The 24309-nt window shown below is 71.4% G+C and carries 22 protein-coding genes and 1 pseudogene; 9 read left to right on the top strand and 14 right to left on the bottom strand.

Features of this window, described 5'->3' with window-relative positions; genetic code table 11:
* Position 1 precedes the first annotated feature (1 nt).
* Entirely contained in the window at positions 2–574 is a 573-nt protein-coding gene (locus OHA73_RS07150; protein WP_266716240.1) for a VOC family protein, read from the bottom strand.
* Between the two features lie 123 nt (positions 575–697).
* Between OHA73_RS07150 and OHA73_RS07145 the strand changes: the two genes are divergently transcribed.
* The 3 genes from OHA73_RS07145 to OHA73_RS07135 all read left to right on the top strand — a co-directional run bounded on the left by OHA73_RS07145 (position 698) and on the right by OHA73_RS07135 (position 3923).
* The gene (locus tag OHA73_RS07145; protein WP_327654557.1) at positions 698–1816 is read left to right on the top strand and encodes an alpha/beta hydrolase; all 1119 of its coding nucleotides are present in this window, start codon (positions 698–700) and stop codon (positions 1814–1816) included.
* Positions 1817–1915: 99 nt separating this feature from the next.
* Complete coding sequence (locus OHA73_RS07140; RefSeq protein ID WP_327654556.1) at positions 1916–3436, top strand: class I adenylate-forming enzyme family protein; 1521 nt, start codon at positions 1916–1918, stop codon at positions 3434–3436.
* A gap of 88 nt (positions 3437–3524) precedes the next feature.
* Positions 3525–3923: a nuclear transport factor 2 family protein gene (locus OHA73_RS07135; RefSeq protein ID WP_327654555.1), complete on the top strand. Its 399-nt coding sequence runs from the start codon at positions 3525–3527 to the stop codon at positions 3921–3923.
* Positions 3924–3935: 12 nt separating this feature from the next.
* Here OHA73_RS07135 and OHA73_RS07130 read toward each other — a convergent pair whose 3' ends face one another.
* The 8 genes from OHA73_RS07130 to OHA73_RS07095 all read right to left on the bottom strand — a co-directional run bounded on the left by OHA73_RS07130 (position 3936) and on the right by OHA73_RS07095 (position 13206).
* Positions 3936–4709, bottom strand: a complete 774-nt coding sequence (locus OHA73_RS07130; protein WP_327654554.1) for an SDR family oxidoreductase — start codon at positions 4707–4709, stop codon at positions 3936–3938.
* A gap of 122 nt (positions 4710–4831) precedes the next feature.
* Complete coding sequence (locus OHA73_RS07125) at positions 4832–5743, bottom strand: dihydrodipicolinate synthase family protein (RefSeq protein WP_327654553.1); 912 nt, start codon at positions 5741–5743, stop codon at positions 4832–4834.
* 32 nt (positions 5744–5775) lie between these two features.
* Complete coding sequence (locus tag OHA73_RS07120) at positions 5776–6594, bottom strand: enoyl-CoA hydratase-related protein (RefSeq protein ID WP_327654552.1); 819 nt, start codon at positions 6592–6594, stop codon at positions 5776–5778.
* Positions 6591–7778, bottom strand: a complete 1188-nt coding sequence (locus OHA73_RS07115) for a CaiB/BaiF CoA transferase family protein (RefSeq protein ID WP_327654551.1) — start codon at positions 7776–7778, stop codon at positions 6591–6593. The genes OHA73_RS07120 and OHA73_RS07115 overlap by 4 nt, the downstream gene beginning before the upstream one ends.
* On the bottom strand, positions 7775–9175 hold the full coding sequence (locus OHA73_RS07110; RefSeq protein WP_327654550.1) for an FAD-dependent oxidoreductase: 1401 nt from the start codon (positions 9173–9175) through the stop codon (positions 7775–7777). The genes OHA73_RS07115 and OHA73_RS07110 overlap by 4 nt, the downstream gene beginning before the upstream one ends.
* Positions 9176–9209: 34 nt before the next feature.
* Positions 9210–10478 (bottom strand): MFS transporter, encoded by a 1269-nt coding sequence (locus OHA73_RS07105; protein ID WP_327654549.1) that lies wholly within the window; start codon positions 10476–10478, stop codon positions 9210–9212.
* A 170-nt stretch (positions 10479–10648) separates the two neighbouring features.
* Positions 10649–11236, bottom strand: coding sequence for a helix-turn-helix domain-containing protein (locus OHA73_RS07100; protein ID WP_266716257.1), 588 nt, complete (start codon positions 11234–11236; stop codon positions 10649–10651).
* A 200-nt stretch (positions 11237–11436) separates the two neighbouring features.
* Entirely contained in the window at positions 11437–13206 is a 1770-nt protein-coding gene (locus tag OHA73_RS07095; RefSeq protein WP_327654548.1) for a putative glycoside hydrolase, read from the bottom strand.
* Between the two features lie 182 nt (positions 13207–13388).
* Here OHA73_RS07095 and OHA73_RS07090 point away from each other — a divergent pair, with 182 nt between their 5' ends.
* From OHA73_RS07090 to OHA73_RS07080, 3 genes are all read left to right on the top strand, one after another.
* Complete coding sequence (locus OHA73_RS07090; protein ID WP_327654547.1) at positions 13389–14264, top strand: polysaccharide deacetylase family protein; 876 nt, start codon at positions 13389–13391, stop codon at positions 14262–14264.
* Positions 14265–14319: 55 nt separating this feature from the next.
* Positions 14320–14961: an alpha-ketoglutarate-dependent dioxygenase AlkB family protein gene (locus tag OHA73_RS07085; protein WP_327654546.1), complete on the top strand. Its 642-nt coding sequence runs from the start codon at positions 14320–14322 to the stop codon at positions 14959–14961.
* Positions 14962–15039: 78 nt separating this feature from the next.
* Positions 15040–16299 (top strand): ROK family protein, encoded by a 1260-nt coding sequence (locus tag OHA73_RS07080; protein WP_266716265.1) that lies wholly within the window; start codon positions 15040–15042, stop codon positions 16297–16299.
* Here OHA73_RS07080 and OHA73_RS07075 read toward each other — a convergent pair.
* The 5 genes from OHA73_RS07075 to OHA73_RS07055 all read right to left on the bottom strand — a co-directional run bounded on the left by OHA73_RS07075 (position 16286) and on the right by OHA73_RS07055 (position 20367).
* The gene (locus tag OHA73_RS07075) at positions 16286–17479 is read right to left on the bottom strand and encodes an MFS transporter (protein ID WP_327654545.1); all 1194 of its coding nucleotides are present in this window, start codon (positions 17477–17479) and stop codon (positions 16286–16288) included. The genes OHA73_RS07080 and OHA73_RS07075 overlap by 14 nt on opposite strands.
* Positions 17480–17591: 112 nt before the next feature.
* Positions 17592–18188, bottom strand: coding sequence for a TetR/AcrR family transcriptional regulator (locus OHA73_RS07070; protein WP_266716269.1), 597 nt, complete (start codon positions 18186–18188; stop codon positions 17592–17594).
* 62 nt (positions 18189–18250) lie between these two features.
* Positions 18251–19165 carry a phosphotriesterase family protein gene (locus tag OHA73_RS07065; protein WP_327658423.1) on the bottom strand — a complete coding sequence of 305 codons (915 nt, stop codon included), beginning with the start codon at positions 19163–19165 and terminating at the stop codon, positions 18251–18253.
* A gap of 156 nt (positions 19166–19321) precedes the next feature.
* A complete protein-coding gene (locus OHA73_RS07060; RefSeq protein WP_327654544.1) occupies positions 19322–19693 on the bottom strand; it encodes an iron chaperone in 372 nt (123 codons plus the stop codon).
* Positions 19690–20367 carry a DUF998 domain-containing protein gene (locus tag OHA73_RS07055; RefSeq protein WP_327654543.1) on the bottom strand — a complete coding sequence of 226 codons (678 nt, stop codon included), beginning with the start codon at positions 20365–20367 and terminating at the stop codon, positions 19690–19692. The genes OHA73_RS07060 and OHA73_RS07055 overlap by 4 nt, the downstream gene beginning before the upstream one ends.
* Positions 20368–20630: 263 nt before the next feature.
* Here OHA73_RS07055 and OHA73_RS07050 point away from each other — a divergent pair, with 263 nt between their 5' ends.
* The 3 genes and pseudogenes from OHA73_RS07050 to OHA73_RS07040 all read left to right on the top strand — a co-directional run.
* On the top strand, positions 20631–20966 hold the full coding sequence (locus OHA73_RS07050; protein WP_327654542.1) for an SHOCT domain-containing protein: 336 nt from the start codon (positions 20631–20633) through the stop codon (positions 20964–20966).
* The gene (locus tag OHA73_RS07045; protein ID WP_327654541.1) at positions 20963–21847 is read left to right on the top strand and encodes an ABC transporter ATP-binding protein; all 885 of its coding nucleotides are present in this window, start codon (positions 20963–20965) and stop codon (positions 21845–21847) included. Before OHA73_RS07050 ends, OHA73_RS07045 begins: the two co-directional genes overlap by 4 nt.
* Positions 21798–24287, top strand: a pseudogene (locus OHA73_RS07040) (ABC transporter permease); the annotation flags it as partial. The gene OHA73_RS07045 and the pseudogene OHA73_RS07040, both read left to right, overlap by 50 nt.
* Positions 24288–24309 lie beyond the last annotated feature (22 nt).

Below are 24309 nucleotides of genomic sequence, written 5' to 3'. Positions count from 1 at the left end.
GTCAGCCGGCCGTAGTCGGAGGGACCCGGTCGGCCGCGGTCCGCGGGGTGTGGGCGACATCGCCGGGTTCGCCCATCTCCCGGCGCCAGCAGGCGAATTCGAGCAGGATGCCGTCCGGGTCCTGGAAGTAGAAGGACCGCACGAAGACGCCGTCGTGCAGCTTCTCGGCGTATCCGTCCTCGCTGTCGTCGTGGTCGATGACCGGGCTGACCCGGACGCCGTCCTCCTTGAGCTTGGCGCGGTACTCCAGGAACCGCTCCTCGGGCACGTTGATCGCGACGTGGTTCATGGTGCCGACCGCCGAGATCCACTCGCCGATGCCCGGCACGGTCACCGGCCGGCTCACGCCCGGCACGGCGTCGGGCGCGTCGGCGAACCAGAAGAACGCCAGCGCGTTGCCGCCGCCCATGTCGAAGAAGAAGTGCTGCCCGGCGCCGCCGGGGAACTCGATCGTCTTGATCAGGCGCATGCCGAGGACCCGTGTGTAGAAGTCCACCGTGCGCTCCATGTCCGCACACACCAGGGCGAGATGGTTGACCCCGCCCAGCTCGTACTTCGGGTTCCGCCATGTCATGTGCCGGACCTCCTGTCGTCGACCGGTGAATCCTGTTCTGAATCTAAACTCAGATTCAGAACTGCGCTAGGGTGCCGACGCATCAGGCGTTCGGGAGCCGTTCTCGTCAGAGGAGGCAGCGCAGTGCACGACATCACCAGGGAATTCGTCGGCTTGGCATCGCCGCTGGTGGGGCGGGCGGGGGCCGGTGGCCATCCCTGCCAGGGCATCTACCACCGCCCCGAGGGGCGCCGCCCGACCACGGCGTTCATCGCCACCCACTACAACGTGGACTTCTCCGAGCACTACTTGGCGTCGTATCTCGCCGAGCGGGGCTACGGCTTCCTCGGCTGGAACACCCGGTTCCGCGGGAACGAGCCGTACTTCCTCCTCGACCACGCGCTGGCGGAGATCGGTGTCGGGGTGCGCTGGCTCAAGGAGGTCGCGGGCGTCGAGCGCGTCGTGCTGCTCGGCAACTCCGGCGGCGGCTCCCTGATGGCCGCCTACCAGTCGCAGGCGGTCGAGCCGAATGTGCTGCCCACGGCGGGCGGCCGTCCCGTGGACGCCATCCAACACCTCGACGCCGGCGACCTGTTCGTGGCCCTCGCGGCGCACTCGGGGCGTCCCGAGGTGCTCACGAACTGGATGGACCCGTCGGTCACGGACGAGACCGACGCACTTTCCGTCGATCCGGACCTCGACCCCTTCGGCCCGCGCAATCCGGCCCCGTACGACGCGGATTTCCAGCGGCGCTACCGGGCGGCGCAGCGGGCCCGCAACGAGCGGATCACCGACTGGGTGCTCGAGCGGCTCGACGCGCTGCGCGGCACGCGCGCCCGCGACCAGCTCTTCCAACTCCACCGCACCTGGGCCGACCTGCGGATGATCGACCCGGCCATCGAGCCGTCGGACCGCCGCCCCAACTGGTGCTATCTGGGCGATCCCGCCCGCGCCAACTACGGCATGTTCGGCATCGGAACGCTCTCCACGCTCCGCACCTGGCTGTCGATGTGGAGCCTGCGCACCTCGCAGTGCATCGCCGCCCCGCACCTGGCCCGGATCACCGTGCCGTCCCTCGTGGTGCACGCCACGGCCGACGCCTGCGTGTACGACAGCGACGCGGACGCGTTGTTCCGCCATCTCGCCGCCCCGGACAAGCGCCTCGAAACCGTCAAGTCCGACCACTACCTCCAGGAGCCGGACGGCACCCGGTCCCTGGCCGCCGACCTGATCGCGAACTGGGTGGCGGAACGCACGCCGTGACACCAACAGACGTACGGAGCCGGGGAGAGAGGCGTACGTAGCCGGCTGGAGACGTACGGAAACGAGTGGAGAGTCACGTCGACGGATGGAGGCGCACGGATGCAGAGCTGGATCCATGTCCTGGAATGGCGGGCCACCACGCGCCCGGACATTCCCGCACTGATCGACGACCGGGGGACCCGTCTCACCTACGCCGAGCTGCTCGCCGCGGTGGAACGGCGGGCCGGTGGCTGGGCGCGGGCGGGCGTCGCGCCCGGTGACGTGGTCGCGGTGATCGCACGCAACAGTGCGGACTTCTTCGTCCACTCCTTCGCGCTGATGCGCGTCGGCGCCATCCCCGCCCTGGTCAACTGGCGTCTCTCGCCAGCCGAGTTGAAGAACCTCTTCGACCTCCTCCAGCCGGTGGCCGTCGCCGCCGACGCCGAGTTCGCCTCGCCCCACGACCTCCCCATACGTGTCCGCATCGGCGGCGGCCCGCTCCCCGAGGGATGGCTCGACGGCGACACCCTGGACGCCCCCGCTCCCGCCCGGCCCGTTGAACAGCTGCGCGGCGAGGCGGTCATGGCCCTCGTGCACAGCAGCGGAACCACCGGCAGGCCCAAGGCGGTTCCACTGCGTCACGGTGCACTGATCACCAGCGTCGCCGCCTTCGCCCTGGAGGTCGGCGACCAGGTCGCGGGCGCGCGCCACCTGCAATTGATGCCGCTGTTCCACCTGGGCGGCCTCGGCCAGGCCCTCCAAGTGCTGCTCACCGCAGGCACATTGATAGTCCCCACGGCATTCCGCCCAACGACGGCGATCGACACGGTCGAACGCGAACGCATCCAGTTCTTCACGGCGGGCCCGTCCATCGTCGACATGCTCGTCGCCGAGGTACGCGGCCGTGACCGCGCCCCCGACCTGTCGAGCCTGGTCGAGATCGCCTACGGTTCCGCGCCCATCACCCCGACGTCACTGGCGGCCGCGCTCGCCACGTTCGGCTGCCGGTTCCGGCAGATCTACGGCAACACCGAGAGCCAGAGCATGATCAGCCTGCTGGCGCCGGAGGACCACCAGCCGGACAACCCGCGCCTGGCCACGGCGGGGCGGATCTCCTTCGGCTGGGAGGTCGCGATCGTCGACCCGGAGGGGCGGCCGGTGCCCGCCGGCGAGGCGGGTGAACTCCTGATCCGCGGCGACTGCCTCTTCAGCGGCTACTGGAATGCCCCGGAGACCACGGCCGAGGCCGTCACGGACGGCGGCTGGTACCGCACCGGGGACATCGCCCGGCTCGACGCCGACCGCTATCTGACCATCCTCGACCGGGCCACCGACATGATCATCACGGGTGAGGAGAACGTCTACCCCGCGGAGGTCGAGGCGGTCCTCGCACGCCATCCCGACGTCGCGGAGGCAGCCGTCGTCGGTCGCCCCGACACACGCTGGGGCGAGGCCGTGCACGCCGTCGTCGTACCGGCAGCCGGCAGCACACCTACGGCGGAGGCGGTCATCGCCTTCACCCGCGAACACCTGGCCCACTTCAAGTGCCCCCGCAGCGTCGAGTTCACCGCCGAGCTGCCCCGCACCACGACCGGCAAGGTACTCAAGCGCGAGCTGCGCGGCCGCGGCACCGCCGACTGACCCATGGCCGTGATCCGTCCGCACCGCCCACTGACCCCTCGCATCGATCCGTCGCTCACCGCTCCACATCCCCTCCAGAGGAGTGCCCATGGACGACCGGCTCATCGACCGGCTCATTGACCGGTTCTTCGCCGCCATCGAGGCCGGCGACATCGACACCGTCCGCTCGCTGTACGCGCCGCACGCCGTCATCTGGCACAACGACGACCTCGTGGAACAGTCCGTGGAGGACAACCTCAAGGTGCTGCGCGGCCTGCACCGCACGGTCACCGACCTGCGCTACGAGATCGTCCGCCGGGCCCGCCTCGACGACGGCGTGCTCCAACAACACGTCCTGCACGGCACGTTGCCCGGCGGCGCCGCGGTGACGCTGCACGCCGCCATGTACGTACGGATCGAGGACGGCCGGATCAGCCGCATCGACGAGTACCTGGACTCCGCCCACCGCGCCACGATCCGAGCGGCGCGGGAGGCGCAGTCCGGGTGAGCTGAGCAACCGTCAAAGGCTCCGCACCAGGCCCCCGTCGACGCGCAGCGCCGTCCCCGTGACGTACGAGGCGGGCTCCGAGCACAGGAACGCGGCCGCGGCGCCGAACTCGTGAGGTTCCCCGTAGCGGCCCGCCGGGATCGTGGCCCGCGACTCCGCGGCGACCTCCTCGGGGGTGTTCCCGAGCCGCTTGGCCTTGGCGGCGTCCAGCTCCGCCACCCGCGCGGTGCCGATGCGCCCCGGCAGCAGCAGATTCACCGTCACACCGTCCGCCGCCACCTCCGCCGCGAGGGTCTTGAGGTGGGCGGCGAGCGCAGCCCGTCCCGCGTTCGACGCGGCGAGTCCTGGCAGCGGCGCGGCGATCCCGCTGGAGCCGACCGCGAGCACCCGCCCCCACCCCTTCGCGCGCATCGCGGGCAACGTCAGCTCGACGAGCCGCTGTTGGGCCAGGAAAAGGGTGTCGAAGGCGGCCGCATACGCGTCGCCGTCCGTGTCCCCGGCGGCGCCGGGCGGCGGCCCCGGTCCGTTGAGCACCACGATGTCCGGTGCCCCGAACGCCTCGTGCGCCGCGTCGACGAGCTGCTGTGGCCCCTCCGGCGTCCGCAGATCCACGGCGACCCCGACGGCCTCCGGCAGTCCGGCGGCGACCTCGGCCGCCTGTTCGCCGCGCCGCCCGCTCACCACGACCCGGGCGCCCTCGGCGGCGAGCGCCTCGGCGACGGCACGGCCGAGGCCACCGGTGGAGGCGGCGACGAGGGCGACGCGCCCCTTGATTCCGAAGTCCATTCAGCGCACCTCCGTGAATCGGCCCGCACGGTGATCGTGGTGCGGGCGTTGTTGTGTGTCGTGTCCGGGCCCGGCGGTCCGCGCGGTGTCTGCCGTGCTCGGCCCCCGCGTTGCGACCCCCATCAGCGGGCCTCCTTCTCCGAGGGCAACGCGCCTGGTGTGGCCGTCAGATGCCGGTCCAGCTGTGCGTGGAGCGCCACCGGCATGGTCGGCGCCGGCGGCCGCACCCCGGACCCCTCGATCAGGCCGCGGCGGCGTATCGCCTCCTTGCGGACGGCCAGGCCGATACCCGCCTGCGCCTCGAAATTGACGAGCGGAAGATACGGCTCGTAGGCCGCGCGAGCCGTCTCGTAGCCACCGACGCGATACGCCTCGACACAGGCCAACAGGCCCTCGGGGCAGGAGAATCCGGTCATGGCGCCGGCCGCTCCCGCCGCGAGCTCGTCGAGCAGGCCGAGTCCGCCGAGGCCGCCGAAGACCGGCACGTCGAGGGCCTCGGTCAGCGCGGCCACGGCGGCGGGCGTGGGCGGCGCCTCCGCCTTGACGGCCGCCGCCGCCGGCAACTCCCGTACGACGGTGACGAGATCCGGCGTCGTGATCCGCACGCCGCTGCTCACCGGGTAGTCCTGCACCACGATCGGCGCGCCTGTCGCCTTGTGGACGGCCTGAAGATGCTCGCCGACCACGTCCGGGCGCGGCGAGTTGACCTGCACCATGAGCGCGGCGAGCCGGTCGCCGAGCGCCGCGCGGATCTGCGCGGCCTCCTCCACGGCGGGTGCCGTGGACAGCGCGGTGACACCGACGACGAGAGGCAGGTCCACCGCGGCGACCACGGTGTCGAGGACCCGGCCGCGTTCGGCGGCGTCGAGCCGGGCCGCCTCGCCGAAGACGCCGAGCACGGTGAGGCCGCTCGTGCCGATGCCCGCGTAGTGGCGCACGAGACGGGCCAGCGAGGCCTCGTCGACGTCGAGCGAAGGGCCCGTGAACGGGGTGGCCACCACGCCCCAGACACCGGGCGCGAGGTGATGTGTCATGTCGAGCGCTCCTTGTCGTACGGAAGGGTGTGTCAGCGGCCCGGCCACTGCGGCCTGCGCTTCTCGCGGAAGGCGCGCACACCTTCCTCGCCGTCCTCGCTGTCGAGGGCGGCGGTGAGCGCGGGCAGCCGCATCGCGTGGGCCTCGCCGGGCGGCAGATGGCCCGCGCGCTGCACCATCTGCTTGATGGCGCGCAGGGACGTGGGCGCGCAGGCGAGTACGTCGTCCACCCACCGCTCGACCGTCGCGTCCAACTCGCCGTCCGGAGCAACCTCGTTGACCAGGCCCATCCGATGCAGCTCGGCCGCCGGCGCGCGCCGTCCGGTCAGCAGCAGGCCCATCGCCTGGGTGTGCGGCAGCCGGTGCAGGAGCTGGAACACGCCGCCGTCGAGCGGGATGCGGCCCACGCGGGGTTCGGTGAGGCCGAATTGGGCGTGCTCGGCCGCGATGACGATGTCGCATCCGAGGACCATCTCCATGCCGCCGCCGAGCGCGTAGCCGTTGACGCGGGCGATGACGGGGACGTCGAGCGTGGTGCGCAGGCCGAGGCCGCCGAAGCCGTTCGGGTCGAGGTCGGCCCAGTATTCGAGGCCCGTCTTCGGGGCCGCGTCGGCGGACATGTCGGCGCCCGTGCAGAAGGCGCGGGGACCGCTTCCGGTGACGACCACGGCGCGGATGGCGCGATCGGACTCGATCTCGGACCAGATGTCGTTCAGTCGGGAAGTCGCCTTGCCGTCAAGGGCGTTGAGGACGGCGGGGCGGTCGATGGTGACGCGGGCGAGATGGCCGTCACGGTCCCGCTCGAAGCGGATCTCGTCGACCGGGGGCGCCTCGGCCGGGGTTGCGCTCATCGCAGGACCCCCTTCTCGCGGAGCAGGGCGATCCGCTCGGCGTCGTACCCGAGGGATTCCAGGATCTCGTCCCCGTGCTCCCCGAGCCGGGGCGGCACCCGCCGCACCGTCGCCTCGGCCGCCGAGAGCTTGATCGGCGCGTTGAGCGCGCGGACCGTGCCGGCCACCGGGTGCCGCATCTCGACGATCATCTCGTTGACGGCGGTCTGCTCGTCGTCGAGCGCGTCGGCGAGGCTGCGCACCGGGGCGCACAGGATGTCCTGCTCCTCCAGGCGCTTGACCCAGTACTCGGTGGAGCGTCCCGCGACGGCCGTGCGGAAGATCTCCTGGAGTTCGGGCCGTGCCGCGAACTGCTGGTCCAGCGTGGCGAGTTCGGGACGGAGCGAAAGATCCTCGTCCAGTTCCAGGGCGATGCTGATGTGATGCAGCGCGTTGTCCCGGAAGCCGCCGACGAAGATGACAGCGCCGTCCGTGGTCGGGAAGACGCCGGTCAGCGGCATCGCCGCCCAGTTGATCTCGGAGCCCCTGTTGAGCTGCTGGCAGGCCTCCTGCATCTGCATGTGCAGCATCGAGTCGTACATCGACACCTCGACCCGCTGCCCCTCTCCCGTGCGGTCGCGGTGCAGCAGCGCGAGCAGGATGCCCTGGAGCAGGTGCATGCCCGTCGTGTAGTCGCACAGCGTGGTGGCGTACAGGCCGACCGGGTCGTCGTCGGCGGGCCTGCGCCACATCACCCCGCTGTAGGCCTGCGCGACGGCGTCCTGGCCGCCCTTGTGCGCATACGGTCCCGAGCTGCCGAAGCCGGTGCCGCACGCCCAGATCACGCGCGGATTCAGGGACTTCAGATCCTCGTAGCCGAGGCCGAGGCGTTCCATGACGCCCGCGCGGAAGTTGGAGACGACGACATCGGCCGTGCGCGCGAGCTCGCGCACCGCCGCGAGGCCCTCCTCGGTGCGGGTGTCGAGGGCGATGCTGCGCTTGTTCCGGTTGATCGACAGGAAGATCGGGTTGTCGAGCCCGGCCTCGTCGGGGATCGAGGTCCGGGAGATGTCGCCGGTCCCCGGACGCTCGACCTTGATGACGTCGGCGCCGTAGTCGCCGAGGAGCTGGGTCGCCGACGGGCCCATGAAGACCTGCGTGAAGTCGAGGACGGTGACGCCCGTGAGCGGCTGGGTGGTGGTCATACGAGGGCCTCCTGCGAAGGCTGCGAGGGCTGTGCGGCGGTGGCGGTCGTGGCGTTCGCGGCGGGTACGTCGCCGGGGTCGGCCCCCTGGTCGCGCATCCGGCGCTGGATCACGGCCGGGTCCACATCGCGTACGAGAACGCCCTGTTCGACGGCGGTGGCCGCGGCGATCCCCGCCGCCTGCCCCATCGCCATGCACGGCGGTATCTCGCGGGACATGCGCTGCGCCTCGGGGGTGGCCGAATAGTGCCGGCCCGCCACGATCAACTGGTCGACGTCGCGCGGCAGCAGCGACCGGTACGGGTAGTAGTAGTCGCGCCCGCGGGCAACGGAGTCCGTGAAGTGCTGTCGCGCGGTGATGTCGTCCTTGGTCACCACGTACTCGCCTTCCAGGAGTCGGGTCTGCCGTACGCCCATCTGCTCGGCGACGTCCAGCAGGTACGCCTTCTCGAAGCCGGGCAGCTCCTGGCGGATGGTGTCGAGGGCGGTCGCGATGCGGTCCCGCGCCTCGAACTCGGCTTCGGTGAGGGAGGCAGGGTCGGTGCCGTCGAAGCCGGTCATGTGGGGGCAGTTGCACCACACCACGCCGGGGATCGGGGTCTTGAGCCACCACAGTTCCCAGGCGCCGCCCAGCATCCGCTTGATCTTGCGGTTGAGGGCGCGGACCTCGCGCGGGTGCTCCTGCTCGTAGCGTTCGGCGGCGTCGGTGTCGATGCCGCCGAGCCGGAAGACGAGCGTGGTGAGGTAGCCGGCGCTGGTGTGCGCGGCGCCCGAGCGGGCGGCCACGTCGATGTCACCAGTGGTGTCGATGACGACATCGCCCATGACCGCCTGCGGCCCCGACTTGGTCTCGCAGACGACACCCTTGAGCACACCGTCCTGGACGATCGGCCGGGAGAACCAGCTGTGCAGCCGCAGCGTGACACCGCTCTCACGCACCAGGTCGTTGGAGACCCGCTTCCAGCCGTCCGGGTCGAACGCGACGGCGTAGCAGATGGGCTTGGGGTTGATGTGCTGGTGGAAGTCGAAGGAGCCCCAGCGGCCCCACTTGGCCCACATCTCGGGTGAGGAATAGCGGTCCTCGACCGGCGGATAGACGGCGAGGCCGAGCTTGGCCATCCGCTCCACGTACTCGTCGACGACGCCGGTCACGGTGATCTCGTCGCCGTTGATCATGTCGTCGAGCACCAGGACCATGCCGCCGGACGCGAGTCCGCCGAGCGCCGCGTAGCGTTCGAGCAGGGTGACGCTCGCGCCGGTCCGCGCGGCGGCGACGGCGGCGCTGACGCCGGCCGGTCCGCCGCCCACGACGACGACGTCGGAGCGCTGGACGACGGGGGCCTCGACCGCTTCGAGAGCGATGCGGTCGCCCGTCAGGGCAGGGGGAACTACAGGCACAGCGATGTCCTTACGTTGAGGGTGACGGCCGCGGTCAGTCGCCGGCGCGGACCGCGCCGCGGGCGAAGGCGAGCCGGTAGAGCAGCACACTGAGCAGGCACAGGACGGCCACGTACACCGGGAACGCGGCGGCCGCGCCGTGGTTCTGGAACCAGAGCAGGACGTAGGGGGCGGTGCCGCCGAAGCCCGCGACGCCGACGGCGTAGCCGATCCCGACACCGGTGACCCGGCAGTGCATGGGCATGAGCGTGGCGGCGACCGTGTTGTACAGGCCCATCGTGAACGCGAGGACGGGCGCGCCGACCAGCATCACCACGGTGAACCGGGTGAGTCCCGGGCCCTGGTACACGAGGACGATGAAGACGAGCGCGGCGGTGCCGAGCCGCGAGATCCAGAACGTACGGGAGATCCGCGAGCGGTCGGCGATCCGCCCCACCAGCGGGTACAGACACCCGACGAGGACTCCGGAGAGCGTGGTGATCGCGAAGACGGCCGAGCTGTCCTCGTGGTGGGTGGTGCGGGCCAGGTTGGGCAGGCCGGTCGTCCATGTGTAGTTGATGGCCTGGGCGCCGGCGACGACGAACACGATGGTGAGCAGGGCGAGTTTGCGGCGGGCGAGTTCGGCCCACGGTCCTGCGGGTGCCGCGTCCCCGGTGTCGTCCGCGGCGGCTGCGGTGCTCTCCAGCGTCTCCGGGAGCGCCCTGCGCAGCCACAGGAAGACACCTCCGGCGAGCGCGCCGATGGCGAAGGGGATGCGCCAGCCCCAGGAGTCGAGTGCGTCCTGGCTCATCACCGAGCTGACGCCGAAGCACACCAACGACGCGCCCACGATGCCCACTTGGACGTAGAACCCCATGATCGCGCCGAACCGGGCGGTGTGTCCTTCGGGCGCGAGTTCCACGGCGTACGTGGAGTTGAGCGGGGCCTCGATGCCGGTGGACACGCCCTGCACGATCCGGCACAGGAGCAGGATCACGCCCGCCCAGGTGCCGATCGCGGCATGGGTGGGGGTCACGGTGATGACCAGGCTGGTCGCCACCATCGAGCCGATCGAGAAGAGCATCACTCCCTTGCGTCCCGCCCGGTCGGCGATCCGGCCGAAGACGACGGCGCCGAGCGGGCGCGCCGCGAAGCCGACGGCGAAGACGGCGAGCGCGGACATGGTGGAGGACAGGGGGTTGGAGGAGGGGAAGAACTGCGGGCCTATGGAGGAGGCGAGCAGGCCGTAGACCATCCAGTCGTACCACTCGACGGCGTTTCCGCCGCCGAGGGCGAGTAGGGCACGACGGGTGGAGACCGGCACACGGGCAGGGGATCTCTGCAAAAGCGATGCCATCAGGCACCTCGCTGGTCGAGGATCGGGCGTGCGCGGATGACGGGCGCGCGCTGCGGTGGGCGCGTCCGGTGGGGTGTCTTCTGCTGTGGGGCTTGTTCTTCAGGCTCGGGAAGCGGGGTCGGCGGGGCCGGTGGGGATCACCAAGTGGGCGGCGTGATCACCCAGACCGAACTGGCCGGTTCGTCACCGGGGTTGGCGTACCAGTGCGGCACGCTGCTGGAGTACGTGATGGAGTCACCGGGGTACAGGCGGTGTCGGACGCCGTCGAGGTAGACGTCCTTGACCCCGCTCAGCACGATGCCGAACTCCTCGCCGTTGTGTCGGAACGGGGTGTCGCTCGTGTCGTGCCCCGGCTCGGTCTCCACCCAGATCGACTCGAGCGCCCCGCTCAGGGTCGGCGTGAGCAACTCGTAGCGCGCGCCGGTCAGTTCGGCGGCTCCGTGGAAGTCGAGGACTCGCCGCTCGTCGTGGCGCACCACGGGCGAGACCTGGTCCGCCAGGTGGAAGAGACGGCCGATGGGGATGTCCAGGCCGTGCGCGATCTGGGCGAGCGTGGCGAAGGACGGGTTGCCCTTGCCCCGCTCGACCTGACTGATGAGGCCGACGCTGACGCCGGCCGCCTTGCTGAGCGCGTCCAGAGTGAGCCCTGCCTGCTTGCGGGCCGCCCGCACCTGCAGTCCCACCGTGGCGACGAGGGCGTCCACATCGGGCTTGGCCTCGCTCATGGACGTACCTGCCTTGTCGGGTCGACTGTCCCCGCGCGGCACGGACACCGGCGGGCTCAATGACGATTGAACTGCACGACGCCGCGCCCGACAAGGGTCATGTTGAAATTCTTCAGGATGATGAAAAAGACGGCGGGGTGGAGGGCCCGCCCCACGGGGTGGAGGGACCCACCCGTTCGGTCAAGGGGCTCACCCGTCCCTCAGCCCAACGCCCCCTCGTGGTAGCGCACCCCCGGATTCCACAGCAGGAACCCCTTGATGCCGTCGGAGCGGGCCGCGTCGAGTTGGGCGCGGACCTCCTTGTCGCCGTAGGAGACGCCGAGGGAGAAGTCCTGGATCCAGGGGACGATCTGCGCGTCGGTGTGCCGCGTCTTCTTCGCGAACGCGGCGAGGGAGCGCTTGGTGATCGGGTACGGGTGGGAGTTGGGGTCGGAGACGCCGTACTCGCCCTTGGCCCAGTGCGAGGGGTAGATCATCGGCGAGATGTAGTCGGCCTCCTGCGCGAGCAGGCCGACGTCCTGGGCGATCTCCTTCGGCCGGTCGACGGCGATGCCGAACACCGAGACACCGAGGAACGCGTTGTGCTTGCGGACGGCGGCACGTGTCTCGCCGACGACATCGGCGACGGACCGCTCGGGCGTGGTGTCACCGAGGCCCGGGAAGGACATCTTGCGGATCGGGCCGTCGGGGCGGCGGATGTAGTCGTAGAGGATGTCGTCGAAGCCCAGCTTCGCGGCCTCCGCGGCCAGGTCGATGTTGTACTGCCGCACCTCCTTGTTCGCAAAGTTGGTGAACGACAACTGGCCGTAGCTGCCGCCGTTGTAGGCGCCCCCGCCCGGGGTCCGCACCACACGGTCGCGGTGCCCGGACTTCCAGGACTTGGTGGCGAGGATCGGGTCGCGGAAGGCGACGATGCGGCCGACGACCGTGCCGCCGGCGGCGTGGATCTCCTTGACGGCCTTCTTCGCGTCGTAGTACCCCTTGGCGGCGCCGACGCTCTTCGCGAGTGGCACCTTGGAGGCGTAACCGACCTCGCCGAGCTCGTCCTTGATGTCGAGCTGCACCGCGTTGATCTTCTTCTGCTTCAGCATCTTCATGACCGGCTCGCGCAGCGCGTCGGAGGCCCAGCCCTGGGCGCTGACGTGCACGGCCTTCAACAGCGGCCGGTGCACGGTGAGTTCGGCCTCATGGCGGGCGGTGTTGCCCGCGGCGTCGGTCGCCGTGACCGTCGTACGTCCCGGTGGACGCGGGAGCCGGACGGCGAAGGCGCCGTCCTTCGCGGGCTTCGCCGTGTGCCCCGCGACGGTTATTCGCTGCGCGCCGGCCGCCGTGCCCCTGACGGTGACGGGCTCGTGGAAGCCGTCCGCCTTGGTGTCGGCCACCTTGAGGCGGGGTGCCTCGGTGTCGACCGTCAGTTTTCGGACGACCTCGGTGTCACCGGTGGGCCAGGAACCGGGGTGGGTGACGCGCAGTTCGTGTGTGCCGTCCTTGATGTCACCCAGGCCGACGGAGAGGGCGCCGGCGCTGCCGTGCGCGGCCCGTGTCCGCAGGGGCTTGCCGTCGAGGGTGACCTTGGTGCCCTTGAGTTTGTCGCCCTCGGCGCCCGCGACTTCGAACTCTCCCGTGCGCAGGAGCTGCGCGCCCAGCTTGCCGTCGTTGGGCAGGCCCACGAGGTTCAGGGTGGTTCCGTGTGCGGCGCGTAGCGAGAGTGTGCCGCCTATGGCGAGAACCAGTGCGAGCAGTACGCAGACGAGGATGACCGGCCGTCTGCGCGGGAAGCCCGCCGGGGAAGCGCTGGCCGCAGGGTCGGAAACGGAACCGGATGAGCGGGAGGTGGGGGAGCGGAGCCAGTTCTTCCAGTCGAGCCGCATCAGCAGATCCTCCAGGAGGTCTCGTGCGTCGTGGTCTACAGCGTCGTCCTCGTCGTCCTCGTCTTCTTCGCGTTCCTCGTGTTCACCGTTCCGGCACAACTGCCGTATCTGCTCTGGTCCTTGCGATGGCCGCTGTCTCCTGTGGCGGTACCGGGAGCGATGCGCCGGCTGATGGAGCCAAGCCTCCGCAGTCCGCCGGTGACCGGCAGGATTCCCACTCCCCGGGCTCAGGACACTCGTCCGGGGCAGCGAAACCGGCCAAACCTCCGGCACCGGAAAAGGTGCGCGCCAACGAACTGGGCGCCGTGCCGGTGCTCATGTACCACCAGATCGTCGAGCACCCGAAGAGCGCGTACGACCGGACACCCAAGGACCTCCGCGCCGAACTGGAACGCCTGGTGCGCGAGGGGTACGTGCCCGTGACCGCGGGCGAGTACGAGACGGGGAGGATCGACATCCCGGCCGGCGCCCACCCGGTCGTCCTCACCTTCGACGACTCCACCGACAGCCAGCTCCGCCTCGGCGCCGACGGCGAACCCACCGACGACTGCGCGGTCGGTGTCCTGCGCGCCGTCGCCCGCGACCACCCGCGCTTCAAGGCCCGCGCAACCCTCTTCGTGAACGGCGACGCCTTCGCAGCCACCGGCCAGAAGAAGGCCCTGACCTGGCTGAAGAAGAACGGCTTCGAGATCGGCAACCACACCCTCGACCACGCCGACCTCGCGCAGAGCGGCACCGCCGAGGCGCGCGCCCAGATCGCCAATGGCCAGCGCTCCATCGTGCGCGACGTCCCCGGCACGGACGTCCGCTCCCTCGCCCTCCCGTACGGCATTCAGCCCGAACCCGCCGACCTCGCCCTGACCGGCAGCGCGTCCGGCACGGCGTACAAGAACCGGGGCGTCTACCTCGTCGGCGCGAACCCGGCCCCCTCCCCGTACGCGGACTCCTTCGACCCGGCCGCGATCCCCCGCATCCGCTCGGCCCCCGCCAAGGGCAAGGACGCCAACTACAGCTCCACACACTGGCTCGACCAGCTCTCCGCCGGAAAACTCACGCGCTACACATCCGACGGCGACCCGGACCACATCTCGTACCCGAAGGACACGGCGGCGCGGCCGGGGAAGGGGGCGGAGAAGGGGGAGCTGCGGCCGTACTGAGCCGCACACCGTACCGAGCCGCACCGGCCCACGTGTCTTCGGGAACACTGGACCCATGAACGAACTGTTCGCCCGCGACCGCACGGAGATCGCCCCCGGCGCCGTCCACGTCCCCGACTGGCTCGACGAGCGGGAACAGCGGCGCCTGATCGAGCTGTGCCGCACCTGGGCGCGCCCGCCCGCCGGCCTGCGCGATGTGCGGCTGCCGGGCGGGGGCCGGATGAGCGTGCGGCAGTTCGGCCTCGGCTGGCACTGGTTCCCGTACGGCTACGCGCGCACCGCGGTCGACGGCGACGGGGAGGCGGTGAAGCCGATGCCGGACGAGCTGGTGGCGCTCGGCCGGCGGGCGGTCGCGGCGGCCTACGGCGAAGGCCCGGCCGACCCCTACGACATCGCCCTGATCAACTACTACGACACCGACGCCCACATGGGCATGCACAAGGACCGCGACGAGAAGTCGACCGCGCCGGTCGTGTCCCTCAGCCTCGGTGACACCTGCGTCTTCCGGTTCGGCAACACCGAGACCCGTACGAAGCCGTACACCGACGTCGAGCTGCGCAGCGGGGATCTGTTCGTGTTCGGCGGCGCGTCGCGGTTCGCGTACCACGGGGTGCCGAGGACCGAGCCGGGGACGGCGACGCCCGGGCTCGGCCTGAGCGGGCGGCTCAACATCACGTTGCGGGTCAGCGGCTTGTAGACGGGGTGCGCGCACGGATCGGCCACGGGGCGTTCACCGGCTAACATTCCTGAGCGTGATCAGGGCGAGGAGTTGCTGATGAGCGGCGGCAAGGCGGCCTCCGGGACCGGGGGCCACACGGCGGGCGACACGGCCGGGCGGCCACCGCGTCTGGAGCGGGGGCGCAGCGCGCTCGGTCCCGCGCTCGAACTCGTCCACACCGGGCGGGCTCCCACCCGCGCCGTGCTGACCGCCGAGCTCGGTGTGACCCGCGCGACCGCGGGTGCCGTCGCCGCGGAGCTGGAGGCGCTCGGCCTCATCCGCATCGACGCGAAGCCGAGCGCGGCATCCGGCTCCCAGGGCCGCCCCTCGCACCGCCTGTCCGTCGCCGACGAAGGACCGGTCGCGCTGGCGGCACAGGTCCACTCCGACGGCTACCGGGCGGCGCTCGTCGGCCTCGGCGGCGGCATCGTCGCCACCACGCCGGGCTGCGAGATCATCGACCCGGACCCGGCGGACGTACTGCGGTCGGTGGTGGAGGCGGGCGTCCGGCTCCTCGATTCCACGGGGCGACGCTGCGTGGGCGCGGGTCTTGCCGTCCCCTCCGCGGTCGCCGAACCCGATGGCACCGCCCTCAACCCCCTCCACCTGGCCTGGCCGGTGGGCGCCCCGGTGCGGCAGATCTTCACCGACTGCGTACGGGAAGCGGGCCTCGGCATCCCGGCGTTCGCGGCCAACGATGTCAACCTGGGCGCGCTCGCCGAGCACCGCCACGGTGCGGGGCGCGGCGCGCGCGACCTGCTGCTGGTGGCGACCGGGCACCGCGGAGTGGGCGGCGCCCTCGTCCTCGACGGCCACCTCCACACCGGCAGTTCGGGCCTCGCCCTGGAGGTCGGCCACCTCACCGTGAACCCCGAGGGACGCCCCTGCCACTGCGGGAGCCGCGGCTGCCTGGACGTCGAGGCCGACCCGCTCGCCTTCCTCACGGCGGCGGGCCGCGCCCCCGACCCCGGCGGCTCACTCCTGGAACAGGCCCGCGGCCTGCTGACCGAGGCGAAGGACGACCCGGACGTCCGCGCGGCGACCGCCCTCCTCATCGACCGCCTCGGCCTCGGCCTCGCCGGCCTGGTCAACATCCTCAACCCGGACCGCATCGTCCTCGGCGGCCTCCACCGCACCCTCCTCGACGCCGACCCCGAGCGCCTCCGGGCCGTCGTGGCGGACCGCAGCCTGTGGGGCCGCAGCGGCAGCGTCCCGATCCTGGCGTCGACGCTGGACCACAACAGCCTGGTGGGCGCGGCGGAACTGGCCTGGCAGCCGGTCCTCGACGATCCCCTGGGGGCGCTCAGCGGGGGGTGACGCCGACGGGCTCCATGACCGGCTCCTGCGGCTTCGCCACCTGGTCCCTCCGCGCCATCAGATCCGGCACGAGCGAGGCGATCCCGGCGACCGCGAGCGCCAGACCGATCCACAGCGGCGCCCGCAGCCCGTACGCGTCGATGACGACACCGCCCACCGAGGTGGCGATGACGATGCCGAGGGTGATGAACGAGGAGTGCACGGTGTTCACCAGCGCCCCCGCGTTCCCTCTGCGCTGCACACGCACCACCATCGCCGGGTTCATGGTGACACCCACCAGACCGATGCCCAGCATGCACACCACGGCCGCGGCACTCACCTGGGCGAACAGCGCGAACCCCAGAAGGAAGAGGGAGTTGAGGGCGAGCCCGGCCAGCAGCACGGTCAGGGTGTGCCGGTCGGCGAGGCGTCCCGTCACCGTGTTGCCGATGACGGTCGCCGCCCCGTAGGCGACGAGCAGGAGCGGCACGGTGCCCGCGCCGAATCCGGAGATCTCGGTGAGGATCGGGCCCAGGTAGCTGAACGCCGCAAACGTCGCGCCGATCACGAGCGTGCTGGTCGACAGCGTGAACCACAGCCGCGCGGAGCGGAACACGCCGAATTCCTCCCGCAGTTGACCGGCGCCCGCGTCCTTCGGCACGTCCGGCACCCCGACGAGCGTCGCCGCCGCGGCGAGCACCGCGATCCCCGAGATCACCCAGAACGCGGCACGCCAGCCGAGCCGGTCGCCGATGAACGTGGCCAGCGGAAGCCCGAGCAGCGTGCCGAGCATCAGCCCGTTGAGCGCCACGGAGACGGCGCGGCCGCGGACTTCGGGCCGGGTGAGCTGTGCGCACATCGCGAGACCGATACCGAAGAAGGCCTGCGAGGCGACGCCGGTGACGATTCGCGCCGCCAGCATCACCGCGTACGTCGATGCGGTCGCGGCCAGCACATTGCCGGCGAGGAACACCGTGAACAGCACCATCAGGGCCCGCTTTTGAGGGACCTTCAGGAGCGCGACGGTGAGGAACGGGCCGCCGAACGCCATGGCCGCGGCGAAGGCGGTGATCAGATACCCGATCTGCGGGATCGTCGCATCAAGGCCGTGCGCCATCTGCGGCATCAGACCGGCGACGACGAACTCGCTTGTGACCATGGCGAAGATGCCGAGGGCCAAGACGTATACGGCGCGTGGCATGGGTGTCCCTCCGGGAGGTGTTTGTTTTGGATGGAGCAGTACAAAATCAGGGCATGACTGAGCACGACGCGGTACTCGACTGCGATCCAACTGCGGTACTGGGGTGAGGAGATCAGCCGGTGAGGGCGTCCAGGGCGATGTGTGCCGTGGCCTCAAGAGTGGCGCGGTCGGCGCCCCCTTGTCCGGAGACGCGCATCCCGCCGATCACGGTGTTGAGGAAGCGTGCCAGCTCCTCCGGCGGCCGCTTCGAGGTGATCGAGCCGTCGGTCTGCCCGGCCGTGATCACGGACCGCAGGGCGGCGAGCCGGACATCGAGATCCCGCTCGACCAGACGCGCCGACTCGGGATCGCGCCCCGCGAACTCCACGGTGGTGTTCACAGTGAGGCAGCCACGGCTGTGGCCGTCCTTACGGGTCCCGGACTCGGTGTCGACCGTCGTCGCGAACAACGTACGGATCCGGTCGAGCGGCGACTCCTCCGCGTCCTCCAGGATCTCCATCTGGTTCGCCGTCATCCGCTCGATGTAACGGGTCAGCGAGCGCGTGAACAGGTCGTGCTTGCTGGCGAACGTGTTGTAGATGCTGCTGCGCCCCAGCCCGGTGGCGGTGCACAGGTCCTGCGTGGAGGTGGCTTCATAGCCGTGCTCCCAGAAGGCGTGCATCGCCGCGTCCAGGGCCCGCTCCTCGTCGAACATCCTCGGTCGGGCCATACGGGAACGCTACCTGTTTTGGATCGCTCGGTGCAATACGTGATCCCGGTCACGCACACCCCTCACCGCCACTCGACCGAGAACGCCTGCGCCGGATTGTCCACCAGGATTCGCTCCACCGTCCCCTCGCCCAGCACCGCTTCGAGGCGCGGGCGTACCCGGCGCAGCAGGTACGGCATACCGGGGCCGCCGGTCACCGAACGGGCCCCGGCGGTCGTGGTGTCGCCGCCGAGCAGGAGGCGGTCCGCGTGGCCCGCGTCGGACAGGGCCGCGAGGGCGTCCGGCATCCGCCAGTCCGTGGCGTGGTTCGCCCGTGAGGGGCCGTCGAAGGCCAGGTACGCCCCCGAGTCCGCGGCCTCCCGGTGGGTCACGAGGTCGGGGGAGCGGTTGAGGTGGCCGAGGATGACGCGGTGCGCGGGCACCTCCAACTCCTCGCACAGCAGGTCGAGTACGTCCAGTGCGCCCGTGCCCAGCTCCAGGTGGACGGCGATCGGCGCCCCGGTCGCGTGGTGTGCCTCGGCGGCGGCCGCCATCGTCCAGCGGGCGTGCGCGTCCAGTGCGTGAAAGCCGCCTGCGACCTTGATCAGACCGGCGCGTACGGTGCTGTCGGCGATGCCCTCGGTGAGCTCGCGTACGAAGACCTCGGCGAGTTCGTCGCGCCGCTCGGCCAGCAACTCCTCGGCGTAGTGGGCCGCTTGGTGCAGTCCGGTGGCGGCCACGATGTGCACTCCGGTCGCCACCGCGAGCGCGGGCAGCTCCGCCGCGTGCCGGCCGAGCCCGTACGGCGTCCACTGCACCACGGTGCCGCCGCCCACGGCCGCGTACGCCTCCAGCTCCTGGCGGGCGAGTCCGGCGTCGTCCAGCTCCTGTCCCGGCAGCACGGGGCTGCGAAAGAAGAGGTGGTCGTGTGCGTCGACGATGCCCAACTGCCCTGGATCCAGGTCGCCTTGGACGCCGCGGACGGCCCCGCTCACCACTGCCGCCCGCACGGCAGGCTGTCGCGTTCGGGCTGGGAGAGGTGCGGGACCGGGTAGCGGTCGCCGGGAGTCCTGGGGGTGATCTCGTATTGCATCGCGTGCATGGATCGCGTCCTCAGTGGTCGGCAGTGGGGGACGGGGTGGGAGGCGCCGCGGCTACATCCACCGCACACCCTCGACCTCGTGCTCCCGCACCCGGTACGCGATCATCCGCCGCAGCAGCTCACCGGGCACGGGCCGGCCGTACGGGAGTTTCACCGAGCCCTTGCCGGTGGTGAAGTCGGCGAGGTCGGCGTCGAACGCCGCGCGGGTGCTGGGGGTGAAGACGACGTTCGCGTGCTTCGTGTAGCCGTTCACCATGAAGAGGATCGTCCCCGACGGGTGGATCCAGGCCGGGGTCCCCCACTTGATCGCCTCGGTCGCCTCGGGAACCGCCTCGTGGGCCAAGGCGCGCACCTGCTCCAGCAGTTCACGGCCCTGACCGTCGAAGCCCTCGTAGTACTCGTCCGTGGTCTCCGCCTTGCTCATGGCGCCAGTTTGGCACGCTCGCGGCCCCCGCGCGCGAGGCGCTGAACGTACCGGCCGAGCACCCCGAGCATGATCACCTCGCACCCGAGCATCACTCGCTCGACCAGACCGATCAGCTCCCGGCCACCCGGCCCCGCCGAGTACGCCATCACCCCGGCCCCGACCACCGCGAGCAGGGACAGCACGCGCAACCACCACGCGGTCCGCCCCGCTGCCGGGCTGAGCCGCCCGGCCAGGACGAGCCCGGCCGCCGGCAGCGCCGCGAACGCCGCGACGGACGCGTAGCGGTGCACATACGCCGACCCGGTCAGCTGCGTGGTGAGCGGATCCGTCGGCACCACGGCCGCGAGCACGAGCCCCGCACCCCAGACCGTCAGCAGCACGGACGGCAGCCCGCGCATCGCCGGGAGCCGCTTCCTCGCCACCACGAGGAGCAGCAGCGAGACGAGGCCGAGCGAGGCCATGGCGGTCTCGATCGGTCCACCGCGGTCCAGGGCGGCGAAGTCGCTGACGGTGAGGGACATCGGGCTGAGTCCCGGATCGGTGTCCCGGGGCGCAAGCAACGCCGCCATCATGGCCACGACCACGGCGGTCCAGACCGCGGGGGCGAGCAGATGGCCGTGGCCGGTGAACTTCAAGCGTCGGCTGAAGGTGTCTCGTCTCGGAGTGGGCACGCTCCGATCCTCCGGCCCGGCAGGCCCCGCCCACATGGGGGCCGCCCCGGAGCCGCCCCTGACCCGGCCCCTGACACGTATCAGGGTCGACCGGGCGGCAGGGAGCAGCCCCGCCCCCCTCACGTACTCCCGCGGAGGTACGCACAGTGCCGCTGGCCGTACGACGACCCGGGCCCCCTCCCGGCGGGACGCTCGAGTCATCACCACGAGTGGACGCCCGGCACACCGCCCCGGCGCCACCGGAACAAGAGGAGATGAGTCGGATGCAGACCCTCGCGGAATTCGGCCCCGGCAACGGCCCCGGCCCCTGGATCCTGTTCTTCCCGCTGATCTGGGCGGCCGTCGTCGTCGGTGTCGTCACCCTGCTGCGCCGCACCGTCTGGCGCGGCCGGCGCGGACCGTGGCGCCCCGTCGGCCCCCGCTTCGACGAGAACTCGCCGATCGCCGTGCTCGGCCGCCGCTTCGCCGCCGGCGAGATCGACGAGGACGAGTACTGGCGCCGACTCACCGTCCTGAACGAGGAGTTCGGCCACGACAGCCACTACGGCCAGTACGGCGCGTACGGCGTCGACGGCAAGGCGAAGGGCGGCGCGTCATGAGCACCGCCACGACGCTCACCCCCACCGCACTCGCGGCGCGCGTCGACAACGCCGTCAAGGTGTACGGCTCCGGGGACACCGCCGTCCGTGCCCTCGACGGCGTGAGCGTCGGCTTCCGGGCCGGACGGTTCACCGCGATCATGGGCCCGTCCGGCTCGGGGAAGTCGACCCTGATGCACTGCGCGGCGGGCCTCGACACCCTCACCGAGGGGGCCGCGTACATCGGTGACACCGACCTCGGCTCGCTCGACGACCGGCGGCTCACCCTGCTGCGGCGCGACCGCGTCGGGTTCGTGTTCCAGGCGTTCAACCTCGTCCCGACGCTGAACGTCGCCGAGAACATCACGCTGCCGATCGACCTGGCGGGCGAACGCCCCGACCGCGAGTGGCTCGACGCACTCGTCGACGTCGTCGGGCTGCGCGACCGGCTGCACCACCGGCCCGCCGAACTCTCCGGCGGTCAGCAGCAACGCGTCGCCGTGGCAAGGGCGTTCGCGGGCCGGCCCGACGTCGTCTTCGCCGACGAACCCACCGGCAACCTCGACTCCCGCTCCGGCGGCGAGGTGCTCCGCCTCCTCGGCGACACGGCCCGCCAGGCCTCGCGCGCCGTCGTCATGGTCACCCACGACCCGGTCGCGGCCGCCCACGCCGACGAGGTCGTCTTCCTCGCGGACGGCCGCCTCGTCGACCGGATGGAACGGCCGACCGCGGACCGGGTCCTCGACCGGATGAAGGCCTTCGACGGGCCCGCGTCGACGGAGTTCGACGGCACCACATCATTCGGCGGCACCCCGTCATTCGGCGGCACCACGTCAACGGCTGGAGGTCAGCGCGGTCCTGCTGGGCGTCGCTTTCCTCGCCGGCACCCTCGTCATGGGTGACACCCTGCGCGCGAGCTTCGACTCGATGTTCGCGGGCGCCAGCAGCGGCACCGACGCCGTCGTACGCTCCGGCAACGTCATCACCACCCCCGGCGAGAGCCAGGGCACCCGCCGCCCGGTGGCCGCCTCGCTCGCCGACGACCTGGCGAAGGTGCCGGGCGTCGCCGCCGCGGCGCCGAACATCCAGGGCGCGGGCCAACTCGTCGACGCCCACGGCGAACCCATCGGCGGCCAGGGCCCGCCCACCCTCGCCGGAAACTGGATCGACGACCCCGAGCTCAACGCGTACCAGCTCGCCGACGGCCGCACTCCGCGCAAGAGCGGCGAGGTCGTCATCAACCGCGGCGCCGCGAAAACCGGCGATCTGAAGGTCGGCGACACGACGACGCTGCGCACGCCCGACCCGGTGAAGGTCACCATCGTCGGCCTGGCCACCTTCGGCGGTGAGGACGGCATGGCGCAGACCACCTTCACCGGCATGACCCGCGCCGACGCCGAGAAGTACCTCACCCCGAAGCCGGGAGAGGCGTCCACCATTCAGGTGCGCGCGGGTCCCGGCGTCAGCCAGCAGGAGCTCGTCGACAGCCTGACTGCCGCTCTGCCCAAGGGAGTTGAGGCGATCACCGGTGACGAGTCGGCGCAGGAGAACACCGACATGATCTCCGGCCAGTTCCTCAGCCTGTTCACGACCTTCCTCCTCGTGTTCTCCGGCGTCGCGCTGCTCGTCGCGACCTTCTCCATCCACAACACCTTCGCCATCGTCGTGGCCCAACGCGCCCGCGAGAACGCCCTGTTGAGGGCACTCGGCGCGGCCCGCCGGCAGATCGCGGCGGCGACCCTCGTGGAGGCGACGGCGGTCGCCGTGGTGGCCTCGGTCGCCGGGCTCGCGGGCGGGATCGGCATCGCGGCCGGGCTCCAGGCGCTGTTCCCCGCCATCGGATTCCCGTTCCCCGAAGGGGACTTGGTGATCAGCCCGCTGTCCATGCTGCTGCCGCTGGCCGTCGGTATCGTGGTGTGCGTCGGCTCGGCACTGCTGCCGGCCCTGCGCGCCGGACGCACCGCGCCGCTGGCCGCCCTGCGCGACAGCTCCGTCGACGACTCCGGTGCCTCGCGGCGCCGCGCCGTCATCGGTGGTGTGCTGGGCGCGGCCGCGATCGCGGTGACCCTCGTCGGCGTCCTGGCGTCCCCGTCGATCACCCTCGCGGGCGTCGGCGCCGTGCTGGTCCTCGCGTCGTTCGTCGTGCTCGGTCCCGTCGCGTCCACGTCCGCCGTACGGGCCCTGGGCGCGCCGCTCGACCGGCTGCGCGGCGTCACCGGCGGGCTCGCGAGGCGCAACGCCCTGCGCAGCCCGAAGCGCACCGCCGCCACGGCGAGCGCCCTGATGATCGGCGTCGCGGTGGTCTCCCTGTTCACCGTCTTCGGCGCCTCGCTGAAGGCGACCATGGACCAGACCGTGAACCGTTCCTTCGCGGGCGACGTCGCCGTCTCCACCCCGTCCTTCGGCGCCGGCGGCAGCGGCCTCAGCCCCAAACTGGCGCCCGCGATCGCCGAGCGGCCCGAGGTGGCCACGTCGGTCGGCCTCGGCAGCGGCGTCGCCGACGTCGAAGGCAAGGGGCGCGCCCTCACTGTCGCCGACCCGGCCGCGCTCGCGAAGTCGTTCGACCTCGGCACGGTCGGCGGCTCGATGGGCGACCTCGGAAAGAACGGCATCGCGATCACCCGCACCGAGGCCGACAAGCAGCACCTCGCGGTCGGCGACACGGCACGGCTCGCCTTCACCGACGGCAAGAAGGAACCCTTCACGGTCCGCGCCGTCTTCGGCCGGTCCGAGCTCGCAGGCGACTACGTGATCTCGCGCGAGGCCTGGGCGCCCCACCGTACGCAGGACGCCGACAGGCTGGTCTCCGTCACCTTCAAGGACGGCGTCTCGGCGGCCGACGGTACGAAGGCGGTCGAGAAGGTCGCGGCGGCGTACGGCAATCCGGATGTGCAGACCCGCGACGCGTACGCGCAGTCCTCGGCGTCCGGCATCGACATGATGCTGACGCTCGTCTACGCGCTGCTGGCCCTGGCCGTCGTCATCGCGCTGCTCGGCATCGCCAACACCCTGACCCTCGCCCTGCACGAACGGACCCGGGAGCTGGGCCTGTTGCGCGCCGTCGGCCAGACCCGCGGGCAGCTGCGGGCGATGGTCCGCTGGGAGTCGGTGCTCGTCGCCGCGTTCGGCACGGCCGGCGGACTCGTGCTCGGCGGCTTCCTCGGCTGGGTGCTGGTGAAGGCGTCCGACGGGGCGAGCGACAGCGCCTTCGCGTTCGCGCTGCCGCCGGTCCAGCTGGCGGTCGTGGCACTCGTCGGGCTCGCCGCCGGCGGCCTCGCCGGCCTGCGCCCCGCCCGCAGGGCGGCACGCCTGGACGTGCTGCGGGCCATCGCCACCGAGTGAGCGACGTACCTTCGGTGATCAC

Origin of the sequence: Streptomyces sp. NBC_00483, from assembly GCF_036013745.1 — a bacterium.
Taxonomy (GTDB): domain Bacteria; phylum Actinomycetota; class Actinomycetes; order Streptomycetales; family Streptomycetaceae; genus Streptomyces.
This window is presented reverse-complemented; position numbering and strand designations above follow the sequence as displayed.

Coding starts and splice junctions, on each gene's coding strand:
- OHA73_RS07150 (WP_266716240.1), bottom strand. CDS start 574: ATGACATGGCGGAACCCGAAGTACGAGCTGGGCGGGGTCAACCATCTC.
- OHA73_RS07140 (WP_327654556.1), top strand. CDS start 1,916: ATGCAGAGCTGGATCCATGTCCTGGAATGGCGGGCCACCACGCGCCCG.
- OHA73_RS07135 (WP_327654555.1), top strand. CDS start 3,525: ATGGACGACCGGCTCATCGACCGGCTCATTGACCGGTTCTTCGCCGCC.
- OHA73_RS07130 (WP_327654554.1), bottom strand. CDS start 4,709: ATGGACTTCGGAATCAAGGGGCGCGTCGCCCTCGTCGCCGCCTCCACC.
- OHA73_RS07125 (WP_327654553.1), bottom strand. CDS start 5,743: ATGACACATCACCTCGCGCCCGGTGTCTGGGGCGTGGTGGCCACCCCG.
- OHA73_RS07120 (WP_327654552.1), bottom strand. CDS start 6,594: ATGAGCGCAACCCCGGCCGAGGCGCCCCCGGTCGACGAGATCCGCTTC.
- OHA73_RS07115 (WP_327654551.1), bottom strand. CDS start 7,778: ATGACCACCACCCAGCCGCTCACGGGCGTCACCGTCCTCGACTTCACG.
- OHA73_RS07100 (WP_266716257.1), bottom strand. CDS start 11,236: ATGAGCGAGGCCAAGCCCGATGTGGACGCCCTCGTCGCCACGGTGGGA.
- OHA73_RS07085 (WP_327654546.1), top strand. CDS start 14,320: ATGAACGAACTGTTCGCCCGCGACCGCACGGAGATCGCCCCCGGCGCC.
- OHA73_RS07080 (WP_266716265.1), top strand. CDS start 15,040: ATGAGCGGCGGCAAGGCGGCCTCCGGGACCGGGGGCCACACGGCGGGC.
- OHA73_RS07075 (WP_327654545.1), bottom strand. CDS start 17,479: ATGCCACGCGCCGTATACGTCTTGGCCCTCGGCATCTTCGCCATGGTC.
- OHA73_RS07070 (WP_266716269.1), bottom strand. CDS start 18,188: ATGGCCCGACCGAGGATGTTCGACGAGGAGCGGGCCCTGGACGCGGCG.
- OHA73_RS07060 (WP_327654544.1), bottom strand. CDS start 19,693: ATGAGCAAGGCGGAGACCACGGACGAGTACTACGAGGGCTTCGACGGT.
- OHA73_RS07050 (WP_327654542.1), top strand. CDS start 20,631: ATGCAGACCCTCGCGGAATTCGGCCCCGGCAACGGCCCCGGCCCCTGG.
- OHA73_RS07045 (WP_327654541.1), top strand. CDS start 20,963: ATGAGCACCGCCACGACGCTCACCCCCACCGCACTCGCGGCGCGCGTC.